Source organism: Blautia sp. BCRC 81119, from assembly GCF_003184505.1.
Lineage (GTDB): Bacteria > Bacillota > Clostridia > Lachnospirales > Lachnospiraceae > Blautia_A > Blautia_A fusiformis.
The window spans coordinates 37,207-57,610 of the sequence record NZ_QJHD01000008.1 but is presented as its reverse complement, the minus strand read 5'-3'; the positions used below and the strand labels follow the sequence as shown (position 1 = coordinate 57,610).

Genomic DNA, 20,404 nt, shown 5'->3' with positions numbered 1-20,404 from the left:
TAAGATCAGTTCTTTCTGCGTCTTGCAGAAACGTCGATATAAACTGCAACGATAACAATGATACCTGTGATGATCATCTGCTGTCCTTTACCAAGACCAAATGCCATGATGCCCTGCTGAAGAAGAGAGATGATGAATACGCCGATTACAGTACCGCCGATGGAAGCAAGTCCACCAACCATGGATGTACCACCCATAACGCAGCCTGCAATAGCCTCGTTGTTGTACTGATCGCCATAGCCAGGCTGAACAGTTGTGTATGTAGCTACAAAGAAGAGTGCTGCAATACCTACCAGGAATCCGCAGATCACATAAGCAAGCATTTCCCATTTCTTTGTGTTAACACCGGAAAGACGGACAGCCTCTTTGTTGGAACCAAGGCAGAGGATGTAACGTCCTTGTTTTGTGTTGTAAAGAACGATACCGCAGATAACTGCCATTCCCAGGAAGATAATGATTCCTACAGGGAAGCCGTTTACGGAAACGATATTACGGAACCAGCCGTTTGCCTCACTGGCTGCCGGCCAGCTTACTGACTGTGTTTTTGTGAATACAGAAGCAATACCTTTTGCAATATTCATGGATGCCATGGAAATAATGAATGGCGGTACTGACATGTAAGAAACCATCCAGCCATTGAAAATACCAAAGCAGAGACCGATCAGAATGCAAAGGATCATGGCAACTGCACATGGAACCTTGTAGGATGTCATGCAGTAACCGGATACCAGTGCACAGCAGAACATTACAGGTCCGATGGAGAAATCAATTCCTCCTGTAGCGATTACGAATGTAACGCCAAGTGACAAAAAGCCCAGGAAGTACACATAGTTCAAAGTAGACTTGATACTGTCAACAGCCGGAAACTTGTTTCCAAGAACTACTTTAAAAACCAGGAACATAAGAATCAGAACACAGACAAGAAGTATTCTGTTCAATCCGAGCTTCTTAACGATTGGATTTTGTTTTAACTTTTCCAATTTTTACCCTCCTCACGTTTTGCACGTATCTTGTGTTTTCTTGGTTATTATAATACCGTCAAAAATCAATAATTGTAATAGAATATCTTTCAAAAAAAGGTTAAATATTTACTGTACTGTAAATATTTAACCCTTTTCTTTGTGCATTTATGACTATTTACGGTGTAAGATCACCATATGTTTTTAACGTATTAAACGGGAAAAGCAGTTTTTCGATCTCACTGGTATACATATTGTCAGGAGTTACCAGCTGGCACCCGGAATTAATATTCTTTTTATAGTTTTCTCCACGCAGCATCTTAACTGTTTCCCGAACACCCACATACCCCATTTTAAATGCCTTCTGTACAACGATTCCCTGGAAGATTCCGTGTTCCATCAGCTGAACGGCCTCCTGTGAGCTGTCTACTCCCACCACCCTGATCCGGTTCTCTGCTTTTGCTGCCTTTACTGCTCTTGCAGCACCTACAGAGGAATATTCATTCATCCCCGCGATCATCTTGAGATCCGGATATTTTTTCATCAGCTCTTTTGTAAGCTCATAGGACTTGTCATACTGAGAATCACAGTATACCACATCCACGATATTATCCTTCCGACTGCCAAGTCCTGTCCGGAAACCTTTTTCTCTTTCAACTGCCGTAGATACACCCTTTACGTGTGAAACGATCGCAATCTGATCATCCGTTCCCACAAGATCCTTCGCAAACCTGCCAAGGATCTGTCCCGCTTCCAGATTATCGGTCGCAACGGTAAGATCCTGGACCTCTTCCTGTGTGTAGGAATCAATAAATGCGATATGTATTCCCTGTTCCTTTGCCTTCTTCAAAAGCTGGTCGGATTCAGTGAAGCTGGACGGCGAGATCAGGATCGCGTCCGGTTTTTCTTCTGTTGCCCTTTCGATCAGCTTGTTCTGCCCATCCACATCATTCTCTTCCTCAGGTGCCCATACGCGGATATCTGCATTATATTCCTTTGCAGCCATCTCCGCCCCCTGGATCAGTGATGTCCAGAAATCGTTGGTACCGTCTACAACCTTCGGAATATAGATCAGCGATAGTTTTCTCTCTTCTTCTACCTGTTTATAATAGACTATTCCGGCTACAAGCCCCGCCACAAGGCAGATGACCACTCCTAAAGTCAGGAGTTTTCTATGTTTTTTCATATTGATTCCTCCTGTATTCCCGGAATGGTGATCGTGGCAGTGGTTCCGACACCTTTTTCACTTTCATAGGTGATCCCGTAATTTTCTCCATAATAAAGCTTCAGACGTTTCTGTACATTGTAAACACCCACACCATTGGAATGATAATTCACCTTATGTTTATCATAAATATGTGACAATGTTTCCTCATCCATACCTACACCGTTGTCGATCACCTGAAGAACTGCATTTCCATCCTTCATAAAGCCTTTTACCTGCAAAAGTCCCTTACTCTCTTTATATTTCAGTCCATGATAGATGGCATTTTCAATGATCGGCTGGAGAACCAGCTTGATCAGAGGGATATTTAGTATAGAAGGTTCTACATCGATCTCGAATTCCAGCTTGTCCTTGTAACGCATCTTCTGGATTGTAAGATAACCCTTGGCATACTCCACTTCCCTTGCGAGAGGAACCACTTCATCTTCATTACTGATGCTCTGACGAAGAAGACGTGCCAGGGATGCTGTCATCAGAACAACCTCTTCGTACTTTCTGCCCTCTGCCATCCAGATGATCGAATCCAGGGTATTGTAGAGAAAATGAGGATTGATCTGGGACTGAAGGGCCTTAAGCTCACTTTTTCTCTTTGCTTCCTGTTCCTTCACGTTCTGCTCCATAAGATCCTGTATCCTATGTGTCATCACATTGAAAGATTTCGTCAGGCTTCCGATCTCATTCTCTGAATCGATTTCCACATCTGCTCCGTCAAAATGCCCTTCCTGTACTCTGGACATGGAATCTCTGAGACGCTGAAGAGGATATGTGAGACTCTTTGCCAGAAATCTGGAAAAAAGCAGTGCCACGATCATCAGAAGTGCGGAAATAAGCACATAAATACTCTGTGCCTGATTGCTCTTGCGCAGAAGTTCGCTGACGCTCATACAGCCCACAACGGTCCATCCGGTTTTATTTGATCTGGAAATAGAATACAGCTTTCCTCTGTTTCCCCTTTCGGTACGCACCGTATCTTCTTTTGATTTCACGATCAGGTCGATATTTTCAGTCTGCAATTCATTGTAAAGCTGCTGCTGTTGGGGATGGTATACTATATTTCCGCTTTCATCCAGAATGAATGCGTATCCCTTTTTCCCGATCGTATTCTGATCACAAAGTTCACTGATGGCACTATAATTCAGATCAATAAAAAAGACTCCCTCTTTCTCACCACTGTTGGAAAAATTACGGATTCCCCTGCTTAAAGTGATCACCCACGGACGCTCTCCGCTGATGATGTGCTGTACATGAGAAGATGTAAGAAGCGGGCCTTCCGGCTTCTGTAAAGCTTCCAGATACCACTCCTGGGTGGAAAGCTTCAGATCCGGATTCACAGACTGCTTGCCGTCGTTGATCAGCTTCCGTCCATTACTTCCAATGATCCCAAGATTTCGGATATCACTTCGTCCGTCCAGAATAGTCTTGAACTGATTGAGCAGGCGCTCTCTTGTTCCATCGTCCACATTGTCGCCAAAAAGATATTGCTGTACATCCTCGTTACTGGAAATCATATAAGCTATATTTTCCATGTAATCAATATAGGAATCAATATTCTGATTCATCTGCTGCACGATATTCTGGGTGTAGACAGCAGAATTTTCAAAAATAGAATTGCGGGTATATCTCATGGAAACACCTGTTATGACCAGCACCGCACTTAAAAGCAGCACCGTCACTACCGCAAAGATCGCACTCTGGATACTCTTAAATTTTCCTATGATCTTTGCCGCAAACCGGATATCTCTCATTTACGTTTCTCCCTTGCATATTCTGTTGGTGTGCAGCCGGTCATTTTTTTGAAGGAGATCCCAAAATAATGGGGATCTGCAAATCCGACTTTCTCGGCAATTTCATAATTCTTCATAGTTGTATTCTCCAGAAGTTCCTTCGCCTTCTCCATACGGGTACGGATCAGAACCTCTGTAAAAGTCTCTCCCGTAAGATCCTTAAAGATCGTACTGAAATAGCTTGTACTGATATTCAGATAGGAACAGATACTGTTCAGGCTTAAATCCGGATCCATATAATTCTTCTGGATATAATCCAGGGCAAGTCTGGCCTGACGCTGTCCGCTGGAGCTGTTTGCATCGGAAAGTGTCTGGAAAATCTCTCCGATATGATTCCTGACCAGTTCAACAGCACTGTCAAAAGAATTCTGCTCCGTAACCTGCTGCAGAAGTGCTTCTCTTTTGGAAAAAAGCCTGTTGTCCGGAACCATATCCTCACAGGTTTCATCTGCTGCACGGATGATCTGCTGAAGATACACGCAGGCACGACTCTTATCCACCCGCGCTTCCTTGATCTCAGAAGAGATCTGTTCCAGAATATGCTCTGCGTTTTCCTTTTTACCCGCTTTCAGAGCAGCTGGCAGCTTCTCTACATAAGCTTTAATGGAAAGATTTTTTTCCTCCGGCTGTTCTTCCATATCAATAAGAAGGCTTCCTCCAAGGAGATAACGATATTCAATAGCTTTCTCAGCAAGTTCATGGGATACACGAAGCTCCTGCTGAGTTCTGGCCCAGCTTCCCACACCGATAGAAATATCCAGCGACATCAGTTCCTTCAGCTTATCCTGAATCGTCCTGCAGATCTCCATGATCTTCTGTTCAAACTCTCTGGTACGGTTTCCCATGAAAAGAGCACCGACCTTGTTATTTCCGGCCTGATATGCCACTCCTGCTTTTTCCTTGCTGATGATCTCATCACTGATATTAAAAAGGACAAAAGACATCAGTGCACTCTCCTGGCGTTTCTCCGCAGTAAGCTGACTGCCGTCCGAATACAGATCCAGATCAAAAACAGCCACACGATAACATGCTGCCTCAAGATCGATTCCCAGTGCTGCAAGCTCTTCCAGACTTTCCTGCCGTGTCTTGATATTATCCACAAAGCCCTGCAGCGCTCTGGAACGGATCACAATGGCGTTTTTCTGATAATTCTCGGAAGTCTGTGTCAGACGTTCCAGCTTCTCTTTTTCTTTTCTTTGCTGGTCCACCTTCTCCTTCATTTTTCCGATAACATTTCTGAGTTCCATGGCTGTCACCGGCTTCAGCATATATTCACTGACACCATACTGGATCGCCTTCTTGGCATACTCGAATTCTCCGAATCCGCTGAAGATCACGATCACGATGTCCGGATAATTATCATGGAGAAAACGGCTCAGTTCCATACCATCCATATATGGCATAAGGATATCTGTAAGCACGATATCCACCGGATGGTTCTGTACAAATTCCGCTGCTGCTTTCCCGTTATCACAGTCTCCTACCAGCTCACAGTCCATTGCTTTCCAGTCAATATTCTCCCGGATCGCATCTCGAACAAGTATCTCATCATCTACCAGTAAAATACGATACATAATTTCTGTTGTCCCCCTCTGATCAGTTTCTGTTGTTTTTATTGCACATCCCCCTGACAGATCCTTCCCCCCGTCTCTGTCATTTTCATTGGTAAGATTACTGTCCTTTCTGTGAACAATAACTGTTAATTCTTTTTATATGTTAACATGTTTGGTTAAAATTTACAACGGAGTTTCTTAGTCCAAATTAAATACAAAGAAATCCCGCATCCAACATATGGGACACGGGATTTTCCTGCATATTTTTATTATTTTACGATAACGCCATCCTCATCCCAGAGGTCATGCCAGTCATTTGCACCATGCCACAGGAATACCTGGCCTTTTACAAGACGGTTGCCTTTTTCCAGAGTTGCGATGGTTGCCATTTCCTCTTCTGTAAGTGGATCCTCTGTAACACATTTCAGGTTGCTTGCATAGTTGTGCACAGAGAACGGAATGGAGATTTCTCCTCTCTGATGTGCCCACTTCAGAGCGATCAGAGCCGGATGAACACCATGTGCCTTTGCGATTGCCTGCATCTCCGGAACCTCCAGATCCGCAACATCCTCCGGGCAGATATCTCTCTCCGGTCTGCGTGGAGAACCGATCGGCATATAGCCTACCGGCTGGATGTTATGCTCTACCAGATAATCATAAAGCTCCTGCTGTTGGAAGCATACATGAAGCTCAAGCTCACAGGTTGCAGGTTTGATCTTCATGAGCGGAAGAACTGCCTCAAGCTTCGGAATGGTCATATTGGAAATACCGATATAACGGATCTTTCCTTTTTCTACCAACGCCTCACACTGGCGGTATGTATCCATAAACTCCTCCACACTGAAGGGTTTGGAATCCGGATTTCTGGAATCCACATCACATCCCGGTGCATGATAGTTCGGGAATGGCCAGTGGATGAAATACATATCCACATAATCGCACTGAAGATCCTTAATGCTCTTATCACAGGCTTCCTCTACTCTTCTGTGCATGTCGTTCCATACCTTTGTCATGATAAATAGTTCTTTACGCTTTACAACACCTTCGTCAAAAGCGTCCTTAAATACCTGTCCGATCTCATGCTCGTTTCCGTAGCATGCGGCACAGTCAAACATACGGTAGCCACTGCGGATCGCGCCTGCAACAGCTGCAGATACATCCTCTGCGGATACACGGTCGGAACCGAAGGTTCCCATTCCGACACACGGAACCTGCTCGCCGGAAGGAAGTGTCACTTTCGGCACAATTGCCGGATTGATAACTTCTGCCATCTTTACATCTCCTTTTTTATAAAAATTTTCTTATTATAAGCTTATCTTATAAACGCCTGATCTCGATCTTCGGAAGAAGAGCCTCCATATCCTCCATCACAAAGAAGCCCGTTTCCTCGCGCATGGCTGCCGCTGCTGAGATCGCACTGGCTCTTCGCAGAGTCTCTTCCAGAGAAAGTCCCTCACTTAATCCAAGGGCAAAGCCTGCGATCATGGAATCTCCGCAGCCTACGGTATTTACCGCATCGATCTTCGGAACCACCGCACGGAAAATCCCTTCCTTTCCGACTGCCAGGGAACCATCTGCTCCAAGCGAGACCGCCACGATCTCCACACCACCGGCGTGGATGGCTTTCGCGGCTTCAATGATATCGTTGATATCGTCACAATGCTTGCCTGTCAGCATACGGATCTCATCAATGTTAGGCTTGATCAGTGTCGGTGCTGCCTTGATTCCCTCTTCCAGAAGCTTGCCGCTGGTATCCAGGATCACCGGTTTTCCGGCGTCTTTCACAATCTTCACGAGGCGCTGGTAGGCACTTCCGTCAAGTCCCTTCGGCACGCTGCCGGACATTGCCACAACAGAAGCGTCTTTTACAAGCTGGCGGAATTTTTTCTCAAAGCCCTCAAAATCTGCCTCTGTCAATGTAAACCCCGGCTCCAGGAATTCGGTCTGTACATGATTCACCTCATCCCAGATGTTGATACAGGAGCGGCTCTCCGCATCTACATGGTAAAAAGCACTCTTAATACCAAAGGGTTTCAGGGCAGCTTCTATATAATTGCCTGCGTGGCCGCCTACAAAGCCGGTGGCAACCACTTCGGCACCGTAAATGGACGCCGGCTTGGAAACATTCAGTCCCTTTCCGCCGGGAACATAGGTACATTCACGCACCCGGTTCACTTCGCCCACCTTAAAATCATCCACTACATAACGCTTGTCAATGGCAGCGTTTAAGGTTACTGTCAGGATCATATCAGTCTTCCTCATTGGAAAGAAGGATCTTTCCTTTTACAAGGCCCGGTGTCTTGAACAGCTGGAAAGCCTCCTGTGCCTGACTCATCGGGATTTTCTTATAAATGAAGCCCGGGTCAAACTTCAGCTGGCCGGTTGCAAAATAATGAGCAGTCAGATCCCACTCACGTCCCGGATATGGTGCACTGTAGGACATCCAGGAACCGGTAAGCCTGAACTCCTTACGGTTCATATTCTCCCACTGCTTCGGTGTGAAAGTAAGGTTCTCATGAGGAGTACCGATGAAGCATACATGTGCTTTGTTTGCTGCAAGCTCGAACGCCATGTGCATGGTGGGAACCTGTCCGGCTGTCTCGAATACGAAGCCGTATCCCTTGCCACCTGTGATAGCCATGGCTTTTTCCATATATCCATCTTCCTTTGTGTTGATGATCTCATCTGCGCCGAGACGCTTTGCAAGCGCAAGTCTCTCATCGCTGATATCAAAGACCACTACCTTCTTGGAGCCGAAGATCTTTGTCCACTGCATGGTGAACATACCAACCGTACCGCCGCCAAGGATCGCCACATACTCACCGCCGTGGTAATCATTCTGGAATACACCGTGGATAGCTACGGTTGCAGGCTCAAACATGGCTCCCTGCTCATATGGAACATTGTCTGCGAATGGTACTGCATTCTGCTCAGGAACCACTACATAATCTGCGTTTGCTCCCTGTTCTCTGGAACCGATGAAGCTGTAATGCTTGCAGAGAGAAAAATTACCCTTCTGGCAGTCGTCACATTTCATACAGGGAAGAAGTGGCGCACCGGATACACGGTCACCGACCTTCACCTTGGTAACGCCTTCTCCCACTTCCACCACGTCACCGGAAAATTCATGTCCCAGCACGATGGGATAAAAATGTACGCCGTGATTTAATACACGCGGGATATCAGATCCGCAGATCCCGGAATATCTTACCTTGATCTTCACATGGCCCGGTGTTACCTGAGGTTCTTCCACTTCCTGATACTGAACATCCTCATTTGCTACTACTACTGCTGCTTTCATGATCACTTTTCCTCCTCATTTCTCATCATAGGTTCAAGAGATTTATAGAGATTTAAATAGGTTTTATAGGTTTTCTCATAAACGTCCCGGTTTTCCGGGTTCGGTTCATGTCTTCTTGTTTCCTTTACCGTAAGACGGATGGCCTCATCATAATCCTGATACATTCCAACACCAACACCTGCCAGAATCGCTGCACCAAGTGTTGTTGCCGTATCAGAGGACGGCACTACGATTGGTTTTCCTGTGATATCGGATTTGATCTGTGTCCAGAGAAGAGAATTTGCAGAGCCTCCCATTGCACGGAGAACTTCCACATCTGCTCCTGCTTCCTTTGCCACCTCAAGGTTGTGTTTCAGAGAAAGTGCTACGCCTTCCATACAGGCACGTACCATATGTCCCTTGGTCTTGGCAAAATCCAGTCCATAGAATACGCCCTTCGCATTAGGATTCCAGATCGGGGAACGCTCACCGGACATATATGGAAGAAATACCACTCCGTCACTGCCTGGTGCGACCCTTTCCGCGATCTCATTGAGCTGGTTCAGAGAAGATCCTTTTTCCCCTGCTACAGAGCGCTCATAATCTGCAAACTCACGTTCAAACCAGCGCATGACACCACCACCTCCGGTGGTTCCTCCCTGAAGGAGCCACTGTCCCGGAACCACGTGATAGCCAAGGATCAGTCTGGGATCTGCCTTATACGCATCCATGCAGATGCTCATTCCGCCGGCCTGTCCTCCCTGCTCCTGTGTTTCACCCGGATGGATCACTCCAGCCCCCAGTGTTCCGCATGCCGCATCCAGACCACCAGCAACAACCGGTATTCCCACAGCAAGGCCGGATTCCTCCGCCGCCTTCTCTGTAACTATTCCCACAACATGATCACAGGCACAGATCTCAGGAAGAAATTCCATGGGAATCCCAAGCTTTCTGCACATATCCTCATCCCAGGCTGCCTTTCTCATGTCAAAGCAATGCAGGCCATAGCCCTGGGAAACATCCTGGCTCATCACACCTGTCAGCTTATATGCAATGTAGCTGTTGGACTGCAGGATCTTGTGGATCCTTTGGTACACCTCCGGGAGATTTTCTTTATACCAGAGAATCTTTGCAGTTGTGTAGGACGGCTGAAGGGAATTACCGGATACTTCAAAAATCTGCTCTGCCCCGATTTCTTTATTCAGTCTGTCACAGATAGACTGTGCTCTGGTATCCATCCAGATCGGAGTGTTTGTCAGTACATTTCCGTCCTTATCCATGGCAATGGCTGACCAGCTCTGGCCGTCAATACCGATGCCTGCGATCTCCTCAGGTGCTATCCCCGCTTTTTGGATGGCCTTCTTTACCGCCTGACAGACAGCACTCCACCATTCTTCCGGATCCTGTTCTGCCCAGCCCTCCTTCGGATAGTAAACCGGATAATCGCCGTTGGCCGCAGCCACAACCGTTCCCGATTTTTCAAAAACCGCAACCTTACAGGCACTGGTGCCGATATCAATACCTAATAAATATGGTTTCATTATAGCTTCTCCTTCTCGTCCAGCACACGGACGGATTTTCCCATGATGATCTCTGCGCCAAGCTTCTCCGTGATCGGTTCTGTTTCTTCACTTGCAGCCCCTTCCAGCCGTTTCAGCATGATTCCCGCCACTTCTCCGGCAATCCCCTGTGTAGGCTGTGCCACAATGGTAAGCTTGGGATTGCATGCTCTGGCAAACTGCAGATTGTCAAAACCGATCATAGACAGCTGTTCCGGGATCTTAAGACCCAGCTCATTCATCCCGATCACCGCCCCCATGGTCATCTCATAGTTGGTAACAAACACGGCCGTCATATCCGGATTGTCCGCAACAAGCTTCTCAATTCCCTGCACACCGCCCTGAATGGTATAATCGCCGTGATAGATCAGAGATTCCCGTACCGGTATATTTTCTTTTTCGTATGCATTGCGGTACCCCTGGAGACGTTCCTGAGCGGTGGAAATTTCCTCCGGTCCGCCAATGATCCCGATCTTACGGTGTCCTGCCTGAAAAAAAACTCTCATTGCGTCCTCAGCCGCCTTCTCGTTGTCTACAAGAACACTGTCACAGGAAAGCTCCCGGATCCTGCGGTCAATGAGTACGATGGGCTTTCCGGTTTTCTGAAATTTTTTCAGATGATTGCCTTCCGCATCCACCGGCATGCTGATGATCCCGTCCACACGCTTCCGGCTTAAAAACTCCACTGCATCCCGCTCCAGCTTCTTATCAGTACGGCAGTCACAGACAATAGTCGCATATCCGTGACTCCTTAAGACATCCTCCATTCCTGTGATGATCTCCGCGCAAAAGGTATTGTTAAGCTCCGGGATCACCACGCCGATGGTCTTGGTAGCATTGGTCTTAAGCCCTCTGGCCACCTCATTGACCTCATAATGCAGCTCCTGAATGGCCTCCTCGATCTTTATTCTGTTTTTTTCTCTTACGTTTCCGCCGTTAAAATAAGAAGAAATCGTTGCGAGCCCAAGTCCGGTCCGCCTGGCAATATCTTTCATGGTTGCTGCCATACAGATCACTCCGTTTCTGTTTTTTTACAGAAGATCATTCTGCCTTTCCATCACAGCCGCAAACCTTCATACGCGCCTCAACCAGCTCCTTCACTGCCTGGATTGCTTTCTTTCCGTAGGCTTTCGGATCGATGGTGTTCTCATTCTCTGCAAAGGTCTCCTTCACTGCCCTGGAATATGCGGCACGAAGCTCTGTTGCAAAGTTAACCTTGCAGATACCACGTTTTACACAGTCGCTGACATCCTCATCACTGAGTCCGGATGCCCCGTGAAGAACAAGGGGGATATCTACGACTTCGCGGATCTCGCTTAAGCGTTCCTTGTCAAGAACCGGTGTTCCCACATAGAAACCATGTGCGGTTCCGATGGCAACTGCCAGGGAAGTAACACCTGTACGCTCCACGAATTCCTTCGCCTCCTGCGGGTCGGTGTTAGTGTCTGCCTCAGCCTCAAGATCATCCTCTTTACCACCGACCTTACCGAGCTCAGCCTCACATGGGATATCCAGGGCTGCTGCCACATCCGCAACTCTCCTGGTCTCTCTGATATTATCCTCAAAATCCAGCTTGGAACCATCGATCATCACAGAAGTATAGCCTGCATGCATTGCCTGCATCGCAAGCTCAAAGCTGCTGCCGTGGTCAAGATGAAGGCATACCGGAACGGAAGCCTTGGCTGCCTCTGCTGCTACGATCGCAGCGTAAGTCTCAACCGTACCATATTTAACAGTAGAAGGTGTTGTCTGGATCATAACCGGTGCTTTCAGCTCCTCAGCTGCCTGGATGATCGCCTTCACCATCTCCATATTCTCTGCGTTGAATGCTCCTACTGCATATCCGCCCTTCTGTGCCTTTAACAGCATTTCCTTCGATGTAACCAGTGGCATAATCTTCTCCTCCTTGGAATCATAATCATTGTGTTTGTTTTGTATTATTTTCTCATTTGGTTCAGAAACCGAAACGTTTCCGTTTAAGTTCATCATAGCGCTCCATACGTTTTCTGTCAACCATAAAATTTTCATCATTTATAGGAAAATATTCCCTTGAAAAGAAGACCAAATACCGTTAGATTAATTAATAAGAGTTCTAAAGCCTGTGGCCGGGCAGGTCTGTCTGATACTACCGGCGTCATAACAGTTTCGGAAATCCATGTATCCTGTTCTGATCACCTGAGCCTGATGCTGTAATTTCCGAAATGCTGTAAGTACACAATGATCTTAGGAGGATATAAACTATGTTAAAAGGAATTCCAGAAATCTTATCACCAGAATTACTGAAGGTTTTATGTGAGATGGGACACAGTGACCGTCTTGTTATCGCTGACGGAAACTTCCCTGTAGAATCCATGGGAAAAAATGCCATCACCATCCGCTGTGACGGACATGGCGTTCCGGAGATCCTGGATGCCATCCTGAAGCTCTTCCCGCTGGATACTTATGTAGAGCATCCGGTAAACCTGATGGAAGTAATGCCTGGTGATAATGTGGAGACACCGATCTGGGATACATATAAAGAAATCGTTTCCAAGCATGACGAGCGTGGCGAAAAAGCCGTCGGAAACATCGAGCGTTTCGCATTCTATGACGAAGCAAAAACTGCATACTGCATCATCTCCACAAGTGAGAAAGCACTTTATGCCAACATCATGCTTCAGAAAGGCGTTGTGATCAACAACGACTGATCTTTCTTTTGAACTGCCTGATATAATCATATATAATACACATATTCAACCAAAACATAAAACGCCCGGATCTGGAATGTTTCAAGCCAGATCCGGGCGTTTTATATTTTAACACTTTTATCTCTTTGCTGCTTTTGCGGCGTATCCTCCGCAGAGTACTTTTCCACCGGAGGTTTTTATCCCTGCACGCACCGCATAGTAATACGTTGTTCCCTTTTTTGCGGTCTTATCCTCAAAGGAGGAGCTGCTGCCTCCGGAAACTGTACTGATCTTTTTCCATGAACCCTTTCCGGTCTTACGGTAGATCTGATAGCAATCTGCTTTCTTCTGCGCTTTCCAGCAGATCTTCAGCCCCCTGGAGGTCTTCCTGACACTGGATATCTTCTGAAGTTCCGGATAGGACAGGATATAGCTGCTTGCCTGATATCCTCCGAAAACTTTTTTCCCGTCTACATTCTTATAGGGCCTCACAGCATAAGCGTAGGAGGTGATTCCCTCAATCTTCGTGTCCTGCCAGGACAATACTTTGTTGTTCACGGTTCCGATCCGAACCCAGCTTTTCCCCTGGAGCTTCCGGTAGATATGATAGCCACTGGCTCCGGAAACCTTCTTCCAGGATACCCTGTTACATGGTCCGCTGACAGCTTCAGCCACTGCACGGGCCTTCCCCAGCTCCGCTTTTGCTGAGAACGGCGAAGATACGGCTCCATAAACAGTCTTCTTTCCGGAACGTACATAAGAAGCCCGGATCCGATACGTATAAGTGCTTCCTGTTTTCACTGCAGTATCCTGCCAGGTCACTACATCTGCTGTCACGGTTGCCATTTTTTTTGAATTTCCGCTTTCATCCCAGCGATAGATAGCATAACGATTGCAGCCGGGAACTGCTTTCCAGGAGATCCGTATCCTGTTAAATGCCTTGGAAACCAGTTTTACACCTGTGGTCTGACGAAGCTTCACCGTAACCTTACAGGTAGCTCGGATTCCCCTGGCATTTTTTCCGTAGCAGGTTATGGTTGCTGTTCCCGGATTTTTTGCAGTAACAACGCCGCTGCCATTTACAGCAGCCACACTGGTATCTGAGCTTTCCCAGACAATGCCGGAAGCATCCATCTCGGATCTGGTAGCCGAAGCATTCAGTGTTTTCTGATCTCCGGAATACAGACTTATCTCAGACGAAGAAAGCTGCATCCTCGCCGCACTGCTCAGAGTCCTGGTATGCACCTTGATCCTCGGAGTTACCGATGGATTAAATTCAACTGCATCCATCCAGGTATCCTCCGCATTATATCGCAGAAAGCTCTGACCGGATACGATAGACGGAGAAAAGCTGCACCAGCCATAACTGACCTCTGCCTCCACACAGTATTTTATATATGTGCTTCCTGCATTTGTCACCACAATAGAATACAGACTGTTCTGGCTGAGCAGAACCTCTGGGATCTGAAAGGTCATAACCCCAGCCATCGGCTGACTGCAGGAAACCGGTGTGGAATATGCCGGTGTTCCACTGGTAGGATCACTGGCATCCTTCAGATTTGTGTATACCTGCACAGTATAGGAATTATTGGCAGACATGGAGCTAAGAGTCACCTCGCCAAGCGATTCCGCTTTTCCGTTTCCTGCACTGGCACGAAAAACCGTGGACAGCTGTTCTCCCGCATACATGCGGATGGAGCCAAGCCCTGACGTTCCGTCATAAAAATAATTGTTGCTATATTTCGGTGTATTGACAGCCGTAGCCGCAACCAGCTCACTGACAGACTTATCCTCATAAGACATATAAAAATATCCGGATTTTCCCCAGCCTGTACCCCAGCTGTTCTTAACGATCCAGGCTCCGTCTCCCTTTACCTTGGAAGATGCCCGGAAATTCTTCGCAGAATAATTGTCATCCCACCCCACCACTGTAACTACATGATTCACGTTCTTGGTGCTGGTAGGATAGGAATAGGCCGCTGTACTTGCATTGTAATAGGCATTCTGTGCATTATACATCACAGTGACCGAATTATTTGCAACCAGAAGCTTCTTCATGGCATTTACGGAATAATCGGAAAAATAGGCATTTTTCAGATAAGCAGCTGCATTGTACGCCTTGGATGCCGCCGGAGTCACACCGGTTTTCTGTGTATGCGTGGAATCTGTTGCCAGCGGCACATCCCCTTCTGTTGTCATTCCGGACCAGGTGCTCAGAAACATGGAAGCCAGAAGATCATTTCCGCCCTCATGATAATCTGCGTTTCCTTTATCATCTGTCCCCATATGCTTATTGACATCCCCGTAGGTATTTCCAAGCGGGTCATTCTTTCTGTTTGCAAAAAAATACGCCAAATGCTCTTCCGACAGATCATAAGTCCCAATGCCCTGGGTCAGAAACGAAGTTTCCAGAAGAGAGGCCATTCCAAATGCCCAGCACATACCGTAGGGCTCCTGATTCTTTACGGAAGTGACATATCCCTGATCCGCTGCATTATAATAGGACGGATAGGCCGCAGCTCTTCCCATCGGTACCTCATCCACATCATTTCCGATCTCCACGGCGGTGGAATAAGAGGTCAGATTATCAAAGGGTGCCAGCTGTTCCTGCTCCTCTTCCTCCGTAAGCGGACGGCCCTTGATATATTCGATGCCGGACTCACCACTGTCTGAGGCATCCCCGAAGCTCTCCTCACCGTCACCAAAGGTATCCTCCTGGGAATCAGAGGACGATCCTTCTGATGTTTCGGGAGTCTCTGTATCCTCCTCGGAGCTCTGCAAGGCTATATCCTCGGTATCCCCGTCGGCTGCCTCTGCAATATCCTCTGTCTGTTCATCCGGGATACCGGTATTCCCTGCGGTATTCCCTTCTGCAGTCTCCGTCGTATCCTCTGCTTCCGCTGACTGCGTCTGTGTATCTTCTGACCATTCTTCATTGAATCCTTCCGCAGAATCACTGAAACCTTCCACATCGGCTGCCATGACCGGAATCTGGCTGCCCGCAACTGCCACACACAGAAGAAGCGGCAGTAATTTCTTCCTAACAAGCTGTAATCTCTTCACAAAATTCTCCATTTTTCTTATATTGATCTGGTTTATCTGTTAACGTTTCTTCAAATGATAACCCAGAATTCCGATTACTGCAAGTACTGTTGCGATCCCGATCCAGATAAACGGACTTTTATACCAGGAATTTTCTTCTTTAAAGGATGTCGCAGCTGTGCCATTGACCGGCTTGGTGACAGCTTCATCCGCAGATTTCCCACCTTCTGTTGTTCCATCCGCTGCAGGTGGTCCCTGGACCTCGCCTCTCTGAGCCTGAGAACTACCTGTGCTGGCCGTCCCTGCAGGTGGCCCCTGAACCTCACCTCTCTGAGCCTGAGATTCATCTGTGCTGGCCATCTCTGCAGACGCTCCCTGTCCTTCGCCATTCTGAGCCTGAGAGCTGCCTGTATTGTCCGTCTCTGCAGACGTTCCCTGTCCTTCGCCATTCTGAGCCTGAGAACTGCCTGTGCTGGCCGTCCCTGCAGACGTTCCCTGTCCTTCGCCGGCTGCGGAATCCTGCGTATCGGATGCGTCTCCCTGATTCACTGCAGAAGTCTCTTTCTCCGTGCCCCCTGCGATTCCGACCTTCGCCAGCTCCGCATCCTTTGAGGGCCGTAGCTCCTCCAGCGGCACATAACCGTATCTGCCATTATACTCTGTATATCCCCAGGTCTCACCATTCTTCTCTGTCTCCCCTTCGATATGCAGGACAGTACCATCCCTTACCGTCTTATCATTGAGCTTTTCACCTTTTCCGTCGGTGGACGGATAGATATCCACACCAACTCCACCGGAATCCACAGTCATATAATAATCTGTGGTATCTGCCGGAGCTTCCACCTTCACCACAACCGACTTGTCCGCATACACCGGAACACTCATACTCAGCACCAGCATTCCTGCCAGAAGCACACCTTTGCACCTTTTCATTGCTCTTTCCTCCCTCAAAAAATCTCACTGCCATTCTATGCATAAAATCCCCTTATATTTCTCTTTTGCTTTGGCTCCGAAATATAAGAGGATCTTATCATTAGTTATATCCAGTATCTTTTTTATGCAAGCTCCCGCTCACACATATCCAGCGCAGAAGCGATCACCGCATCCATGTCATAATATTTATATTCGCCAAGACGGCCGCCGAAGATCACCTTCGGTTCCTTCTCTGCAAGCTCCCTATACTGTCCGTAAAGCGCTCCGTTCTTCTCATCATTGACCGGATAATACGGCTCATCTCCAGGCTTCCACTCGGAACTGTATTCCCGGCTGATCACCGTTTTCGGAAGATCATTACCCTCCTCATCCTTTCCGAACTCAAACCATTTATGCTCGATGATACGGGTCCATGGAGTCTCCACATCCGTATAATTCACTGCTGCATTTCCCTGGAAATTAGGTTTATCCAGTGTTTCATTCTCAAAACGCACGGAACGATACTCCAGAGTTCCCAGCTTATAGTCAAAATACGCGTCGATGGCACCTGTGTAGATCACCTTCTCCGCCATTGCATCGTACTGCTCTTTTTTCTCCAGGTAATCCTCATTCAGCCGTACCTCGATACCGTCCAGCAGATTGGCAACCATCTTCGTATAACCACCCACCGGGATTCCCTGGTACAGCGCATTGAAATAGTTATTGTCAAAGGTCAGACGCACCGGAAGCCTCTTGATGATAAAAGCAGGAAGCTCCGTACATGGACGTCCCCACTGCTTCTCCGTATAGCCCTTGATCAGCTTCTCATAAATATCCGTACCTACAAGACTGATAGCCTGTTCCTCCAGATTCGAAGGTTCTGTGATCCCTGCAGCCTGCCGCTGCTCCTCGATCTTTGCCGCAGCCTCCTCTGGAGTCACCACGCCCCACATCCTGTTAAAGGTATACATATTAAACGGAAGACTGTACAGCTCCCCGTGATAATTGGCAACCGGACTGTTGGTAAAACGATTGAAGGTGGCAAACCGGGTGATATAATCCCAGACCTTCTTATTATTGGTATGGAAAATATGTGCACCGTATTTATGCACGTTGATCCCTTCCACCTTCTCTGTATATACATTTCCCGCAATATGCGGACGCTTGTCGATCACAAGCACTGACTTCCCGGCACGCTTCGCCTCCTGTGCAAAAACCGCACCGTAAAGACCGGCACCTACGATAAGATAATCGTACATTGATTTCATTCTCCCTGTTCTTTCATTGATGCTGTTATTTTAACACCGGAAAAGGGTAGCTGGCAAGAAGCCACTGTGAAATCCCGATAAATCTTATGTAAGAATGTTATCAAACAGATCTCCGCAAGCTGCAAAAATGATAAAATATCAGATATCCGCTTCTCAAACACCAAAATGTATGATACCCTGTAACTGGATCAGATAATAAACTACTCTGATCACATAAACAGATCGAAGGTGGTGAAACCTATGGGTACAAAGGATACCATCACCAAAGATTACATGGCTGACAACCGCGTTTTTGCGGATGTGTTCAACCATATGCTGTACAAAGGAAAAAACATCATAGACCCTGACACTCTTCATCCACTGGATACCACAGCTCTCGCTGTCCCCTACGGATCCGGCACTTCAGAAGTTCCCGTCCAGAAATTCCGGGACGAATTCAAATCTCTTAATGTTATGCACGATGATTCAAGGATCTATCTTCTCCTGGGGATTGAAAATCAATCGGAACAGAACTTTGCAATGCCGGTTAAGAATATGGTCTACGATGCATTAGAATACGCAGGACAGGTAGAAAATTCCGCCAGATCACACAGAGAAGCAAAGCAATGGCCTTCTACATCCGGAGAATATCTCACCGGCTTCTACAAGGATGACCGGCTCATCCCGGTCATAACCACGGTCGTGTACTTCGGTTCCGACACCTGGAACGCTCCCAGGAGCCTCCACGAAATGCTCTCTGTCCAGGGCCCCGAAATTCTTTCCATGGTCCCGGATTACCGGATCAATCTCTTCTCACCTGCCGAGATAAAGGATGAAGAACTTGACAAACTCCAGAGCAATCTCAAAGAAGTCATGCTCTTCATCAAATATTCCAAAGATAAACGGAAGCTCCAGGAGCTTACATCACAGAGTCCCGGCTTCCGGTCACTCGAGCTCAAAGCAGCCAGGGTCATCGACTCCATAACCGGTATCAACTTACGTTTCACAGAAACAGAAGGGAGGGTTAATATGTGTCAGGCTGTTCAGGAAATGTGCGATGATGCGCGTGCCGAAGGCCATCAGGAACAAGCTATGCTGACAGCACAGCGTATGCTTCAGGATCCAAGATTCTCCCCTGAAGACATCTCCAAATTTTCAGGCCTTTCTCTTGAGGACGTGCTGAAATTACAGAAGAAATAGTTCGTATTGTAAATGCTCAGATCCTTTGTGGGGATCTGAGCATTTTGCTATTTTACAATACCAATATTACTTTATATCACAGAACAGTTCTTCTTTATAAACACCACGCTCCAGCATACCACGAAAACTCTCTTTTACAACCGCAACATCCTCTTTATAGGTCATGCCATACCATGTATCATTAGTCCGCAGCACCTTAACAGACATCTTATCCTCTGCCAGAAGTTCACCGATAAAGATTGGAATCAGATACTCGGCTTTCTGAGGATTACCCGGTACTTCTTTCTCGAAGAACTCTTTGAAGCCCTCTTCCAGAACATCTAGAAAATCAGGAGTCAAGCCCCACATATTCATAGATACCAGAGAATTCACATCGACAGCCACACCGTCTGCTTCTGCTCCGGTTGCTGTCTTTACAATGTTCTTTGTTTCCACAACCTCTGTCAAGTTATTTCCTTCATCCATCTTGCAGATACCACGGGTCACACCACCGTTATCGGACAGCGTGTTCTTCAAGACAAAACCTGCCATGCAAGACTCACCGCCATCTACAAGATACTCGTGGACGGCCTTGAAGCCTTCCTTGCCATAGTAATCATCTGCATTAATCACAATGAACGGGGTTTTTATTATATTTTTCGCTGCAAGCACAGCCTGACCAGTTCCCCACGGCTTTGTACGGCCTTCCGGAAGTTCTCCCGGAATATCGTTGATATCCTGGAAAGCATAGTCCACAGTTACTGAATGCGCCTTGCAAACCGCCTCAATCCGATTCCCGATCACATCCTTAAATTCATTTTCAATATCCTTTCGGATAATAAAAACCACCTTGTTAAAACCAGCTTCGATCGCATCATGAATCGAATAATCCATGATAATATGACCCTGCTCATCAACCGGCTCCAGCTGTTTGATACCACCGCCAAAACGGGAACCAATACCAGCAGCCATGATAAGTAATGTTGTTTGCATTTAAT

The 20,404-nt window shown here is 47.1% G+C and carries 16 protein-coding genes; 2 read left to right on the top strand and 14 right to left on the bottom strand.

Annotated features, from left to right (window positions below):
• Positions 1–5: 5 nt before the first annotated feature.
• The 10 genes from DMI82_RS06615 to DMI82_RS06570 all read right to left on the bottom strand — a co-directional run bounded on the left by DMI82_RS06615 (position 6) and on the right by DMI82_RS06570 (position 12,253).
• Positions 6–980: an ABC transporter permease gene (locus DMI82_RS06615; protein ID WP_110102888.1), complete on the bottom strand. Its 975-nt coding sequence runs from the start codon at positions 978–980 to the stop codon at positions 6–8.
• 157 nt (positions 981–1,137) lie between these two features.
• Positions 1,138–2,145, bottom strand: a complete 1,008-nt coding sequence (locus DMI82_RS06610; RefSeq protein WP_110102887.1) for a substrate-binding domain-containing protein — start codon at positions 2,143–2,145, stop codon at positions 1,138–1,140.
• A complete protein-coding gene (locus DMI82_RS06605) occupies positions 2,142–3,929 on the bottom strand; it encodes a cache domain-containing sensor histidine kinase (RefSeq protein ID WP_110102886.1) in 1,788 nt (595 codons plus the stop codon). The genes DMI82_RS06610 and DMI82_RS06605 overlap by 4 nt, the downstream gene beginning before the upstream one ends.
• The gene (locus DMI82_RS06600) at positions 3,926–5,542 is read right to left on the bottom strand and encodes a response regulator (protein WP_110102885.1); all 1,617 of its coding nucleotides are present in this window, start codon (positions 5,540–5,542) and stop codon (positions 3,926–3,928) included. The genes DMI82_RS06605 and DMI82_RS06600 overlap by 4 nt, the downstream gene beginning before the upstream one ends.
• 248 nt (positions 5,543–5,790) lie before the next feature.
• Positions 5,791–6,792 carry an aldo/keto reductase gene (locus DMI82_RS06595; RefSeq protein WP_110102884.1) on the bottom strand — a complete coding sequence of 334 codons (1,002 nt, stop codon included), beginning with the start codon at positions 6,790–6,792 and terminating at the stop codon, positions 5,791–5,793.
• Positions 6,793–6,838: 46 nt separating this feature from the next.
• The gene (pfkB, locus tag DMI82_RS06590; RefSeq protein ID WP_110102883.1) at positions 6,839–7,768 is read right to left on the bottom strand and encodes a 1-phosphofructokinase; all 930 of its coding nucleotides are present in this window, start codon (positions 7,766–7,768) and stop codon (positions 6,839–6,841) included.
• Position 7,769: 1 nt separating this feature from the next.
• On the bottom strand, positions 7,770–8,822 hold the full coding sequence (locus DMI82_RS06585) for a galactitol-1-phosphate 5-dehydrogenase (protein WP_110102882.1): 1,053 nt from the start codon (positions 8,820–8,822) through the stop codon (positions 7,770–7,772).
• Positions 8,823–8,824: 2 nt separating this feature from the next.
• Complete coding sequence (gene xylB, locus DMI82_RS06580) at positions 8,825–10,342, bottom strand: xylulokinase (protein WP_110102881.1); 1,518 nt, start codon at positions 10,340–10,342, stop codon at positions 8,825–8,827.
• A complete protein-coding gene (locus DMI82_RS06575; RefSeq protein WP_059086078.1) occupies positions 10,342–11,367 on the bottom strand; it encodes a LacI family DNA-binding transcriptional regulator in 1,026 nt (341 codons plus the stop codon). Before DMI82_RS06575 ends, xylB begins: the two co-directional genes overlap by 1 nt.
• A gap of 34 nt (positions 11,368–11,401) precedes the next feature.
• Positions 11,402–12,253, bottom strand: a complete 852-nt coding sequence (locus DMI82_RS06570) for a class II fructose-bisphosphate aldolase (protein WP_015527310.1) — start codon at positions 12,251–12,253, stop codon at positions 11,402–11,404.
• Positions 12,254–12,600: 347 nt separating this feature from the next.
• Here DMI82_RS06570 and DMI82_RS06565 point away from each other — a divergent pair, with 347 nt between their 5' ends.
• A complete protein-coding gene (locus DMI82_RS06565) occupies positions 12,601–13,047 on the top strand; it encodes an RbsD/FucU family protein (protein WP_015527311.1) in 447 nt (148 codons plus the stop codon).
• Positions 13,048–13,164: 117 nt separating this feature from the next.
• Here DMI82_RS06565 and DMI82_RS06560 read toward each other — a convergent pair whose 3' ends face one another.
• From DMI82_RS06560 to glf, 3 genes are all read right to left on the bottom strand, one after another.
• Entirely contained in the window at positions 13,165–16,089 is a 2,925-nt protein-coding gene (locus tag DMI82_RS06560) for a C1 family peptidase (RefSeq protein WP_158526434.1), read from the bottom strand.
• A gap of 39 nt (positions 16,090–16,128) precedes the next feature.
• Positions 16,129–17,001: a hypothetical protein gene (locus tag DMI82_RS06555; protein ID WP_110102879.1), complete on the bottom strand. Its 873-nt coding sequence runs from the start codon at positions 16,999–17,001 to the stop codon at positions 16,129–16,131.
• A gap of 122 nt (positions 17,002–17,123) precedes the next feature.
• Entirely contained in the window at positions 17,124–18,239 is a 1,116-nt protein-coding gene (gene glf, locus DMI82_RS06550; protein WP_110102878.1) for a UDP-galactopyranose mutase, read from the bottom strand.
• 249 nt (positions 18,240–18,488) lie between these two features.
• Between glf and DMI82_RS06545 the strand changes: the two genes are divergently transcribed.
• Positions 18,489–19,427, top strand: coding sequence for an Rpn family recombination-promoting nuclease/putative transposase (locus tag DMI82_RS06545; RefSeq protein WP_110102877.1), 939 nt, complete (start codon positions 18,489–18,491; stop codon positions 19,425–19,427).
• 66 nt (positions 19,428–19,493) lie between these two features.
• On the opposite strand, the gene DMI82_RS06540 is transcribed toward DMI82_RS06545, so the two are convergent.
• Positions 19,494–20,399: a sugar phosphate nucleotidyltransferase gene (locus tag DMI82_RS06540; RefSeq protein WP_110102876.1), complete on the bottom strand. Its 906-nt coding sequence runs from the start codon at positions 20,397–20,399 to the stop codon at positions 19,494–19,496.
• Positions 20,400–20,404 lie beyond the last annotated feature (5 nt).

What these genes read in the sequence shown, in the direction of transcription:
- DMI82_RS06610 (WP_110102887.1), bottom strand. Translation starts at nt 2,145, where the DNA reads ATGAAAAAACATAGAAAACTCCTGACTTTAGGAGTGGTCATCTGCCTT.
- DMI82_RS06605 (WP_110102886.1), bottom strand. Translation starts at nt 3,929, where the DNA reads ATGAGAGATATCCGGTTTGCGGCAAAGATCATAGGAAAATTTAAGAGT.
- DMI82_RS06600 (WP_110102885.1), bottom strand. Translation starts at nt 5,542, where the DNA reads ATGTATCGTATTTTACTGGTAGATGATGAGATACTTGTTCGAGATGCG.
- DMI82_RS06595 (WP_110102884.1), bottom strand. Translation starts at nt 6,792, where the DNA reads ATGGCAGAAGTTATCAATCCGGCAATTGTGCCGAAAGTGACACTTCCT.
- pfkB (WP_110102883.1), bottom strand. Translation starts at nt 7,768, where the DNA reads ATGATCCTGACAGTAACCTTAAACGCTGCCATTGACAAGCGTTATGTA.
- DMI82_RS06585 (WP_110102882.1), bottom strand. Translation starts at nt 8,822, where the DNA reads ATGAAAGCAGCAGTAGTAGTAGCAAATGAGGATGTTCAGTATCAGGAA.
- xylB (WP_110102881.1), bottom strand. Translation starts at nt 10,342, where the DNA reads ATGAAACCATATTTATTAGGTATTGATATCGGCACCAGTGCCTGTAAG.
- DMI82_RS06575 (WP_059086078.1), bottom strand. Translation starts at nt 11,367, where the DNA reads ATGGCAGCAACCATGAAAGATATTGCCAGGCGGACCGGACTTGGGCTC.
- DMI82_RS06570 (WP_015527310.1), bottom strand. Translation starts at nt 12,253, where the DNA reads ATGCCACTGGTTACATCGAAGGAAATGCTGTTAAAGGCACAGAAGGGC.
- DMI82_RS06565 (WP_015527311.1), top strand. Translation starts at nt 12,601, where the DNA reads ATGTTAAAAGGAATTCCAGAAATCTTATCACCAGAATTACTGAAGGTT.
- DMI82_RS06555 (WP_110102879.1), bottom strand. Translation starts at nt 17,001, where the DNA reads ATGAAAAGGTGCAAAGGTGTGCTTCTGGCAGGAATGCTGGTGCTGAGT.
- glf (WP_110102878.1), bottom strand. Translation starts at nt 18,239, where the DNA reads ATGTACGATTATCTTATCGTAGGTGCCGGTCTTTACGGTGCGGTTTTT.
- DMI82_RS06545 (WP_110102877.1), top strand. Translation starts at nt 18,489, where the DNA reads ATGGGTACAAAGGATACCATCACCAAAGATTACATGGCTGACAACCGC.
- DMI82_RS06540 (WP_110102876.1), bottom strand. Translation starts at nt 20,399, where the DNA reads ATGCAAACAACATTACTTATCATGGCTGCTGGTATTGGTTCCCGTTTT.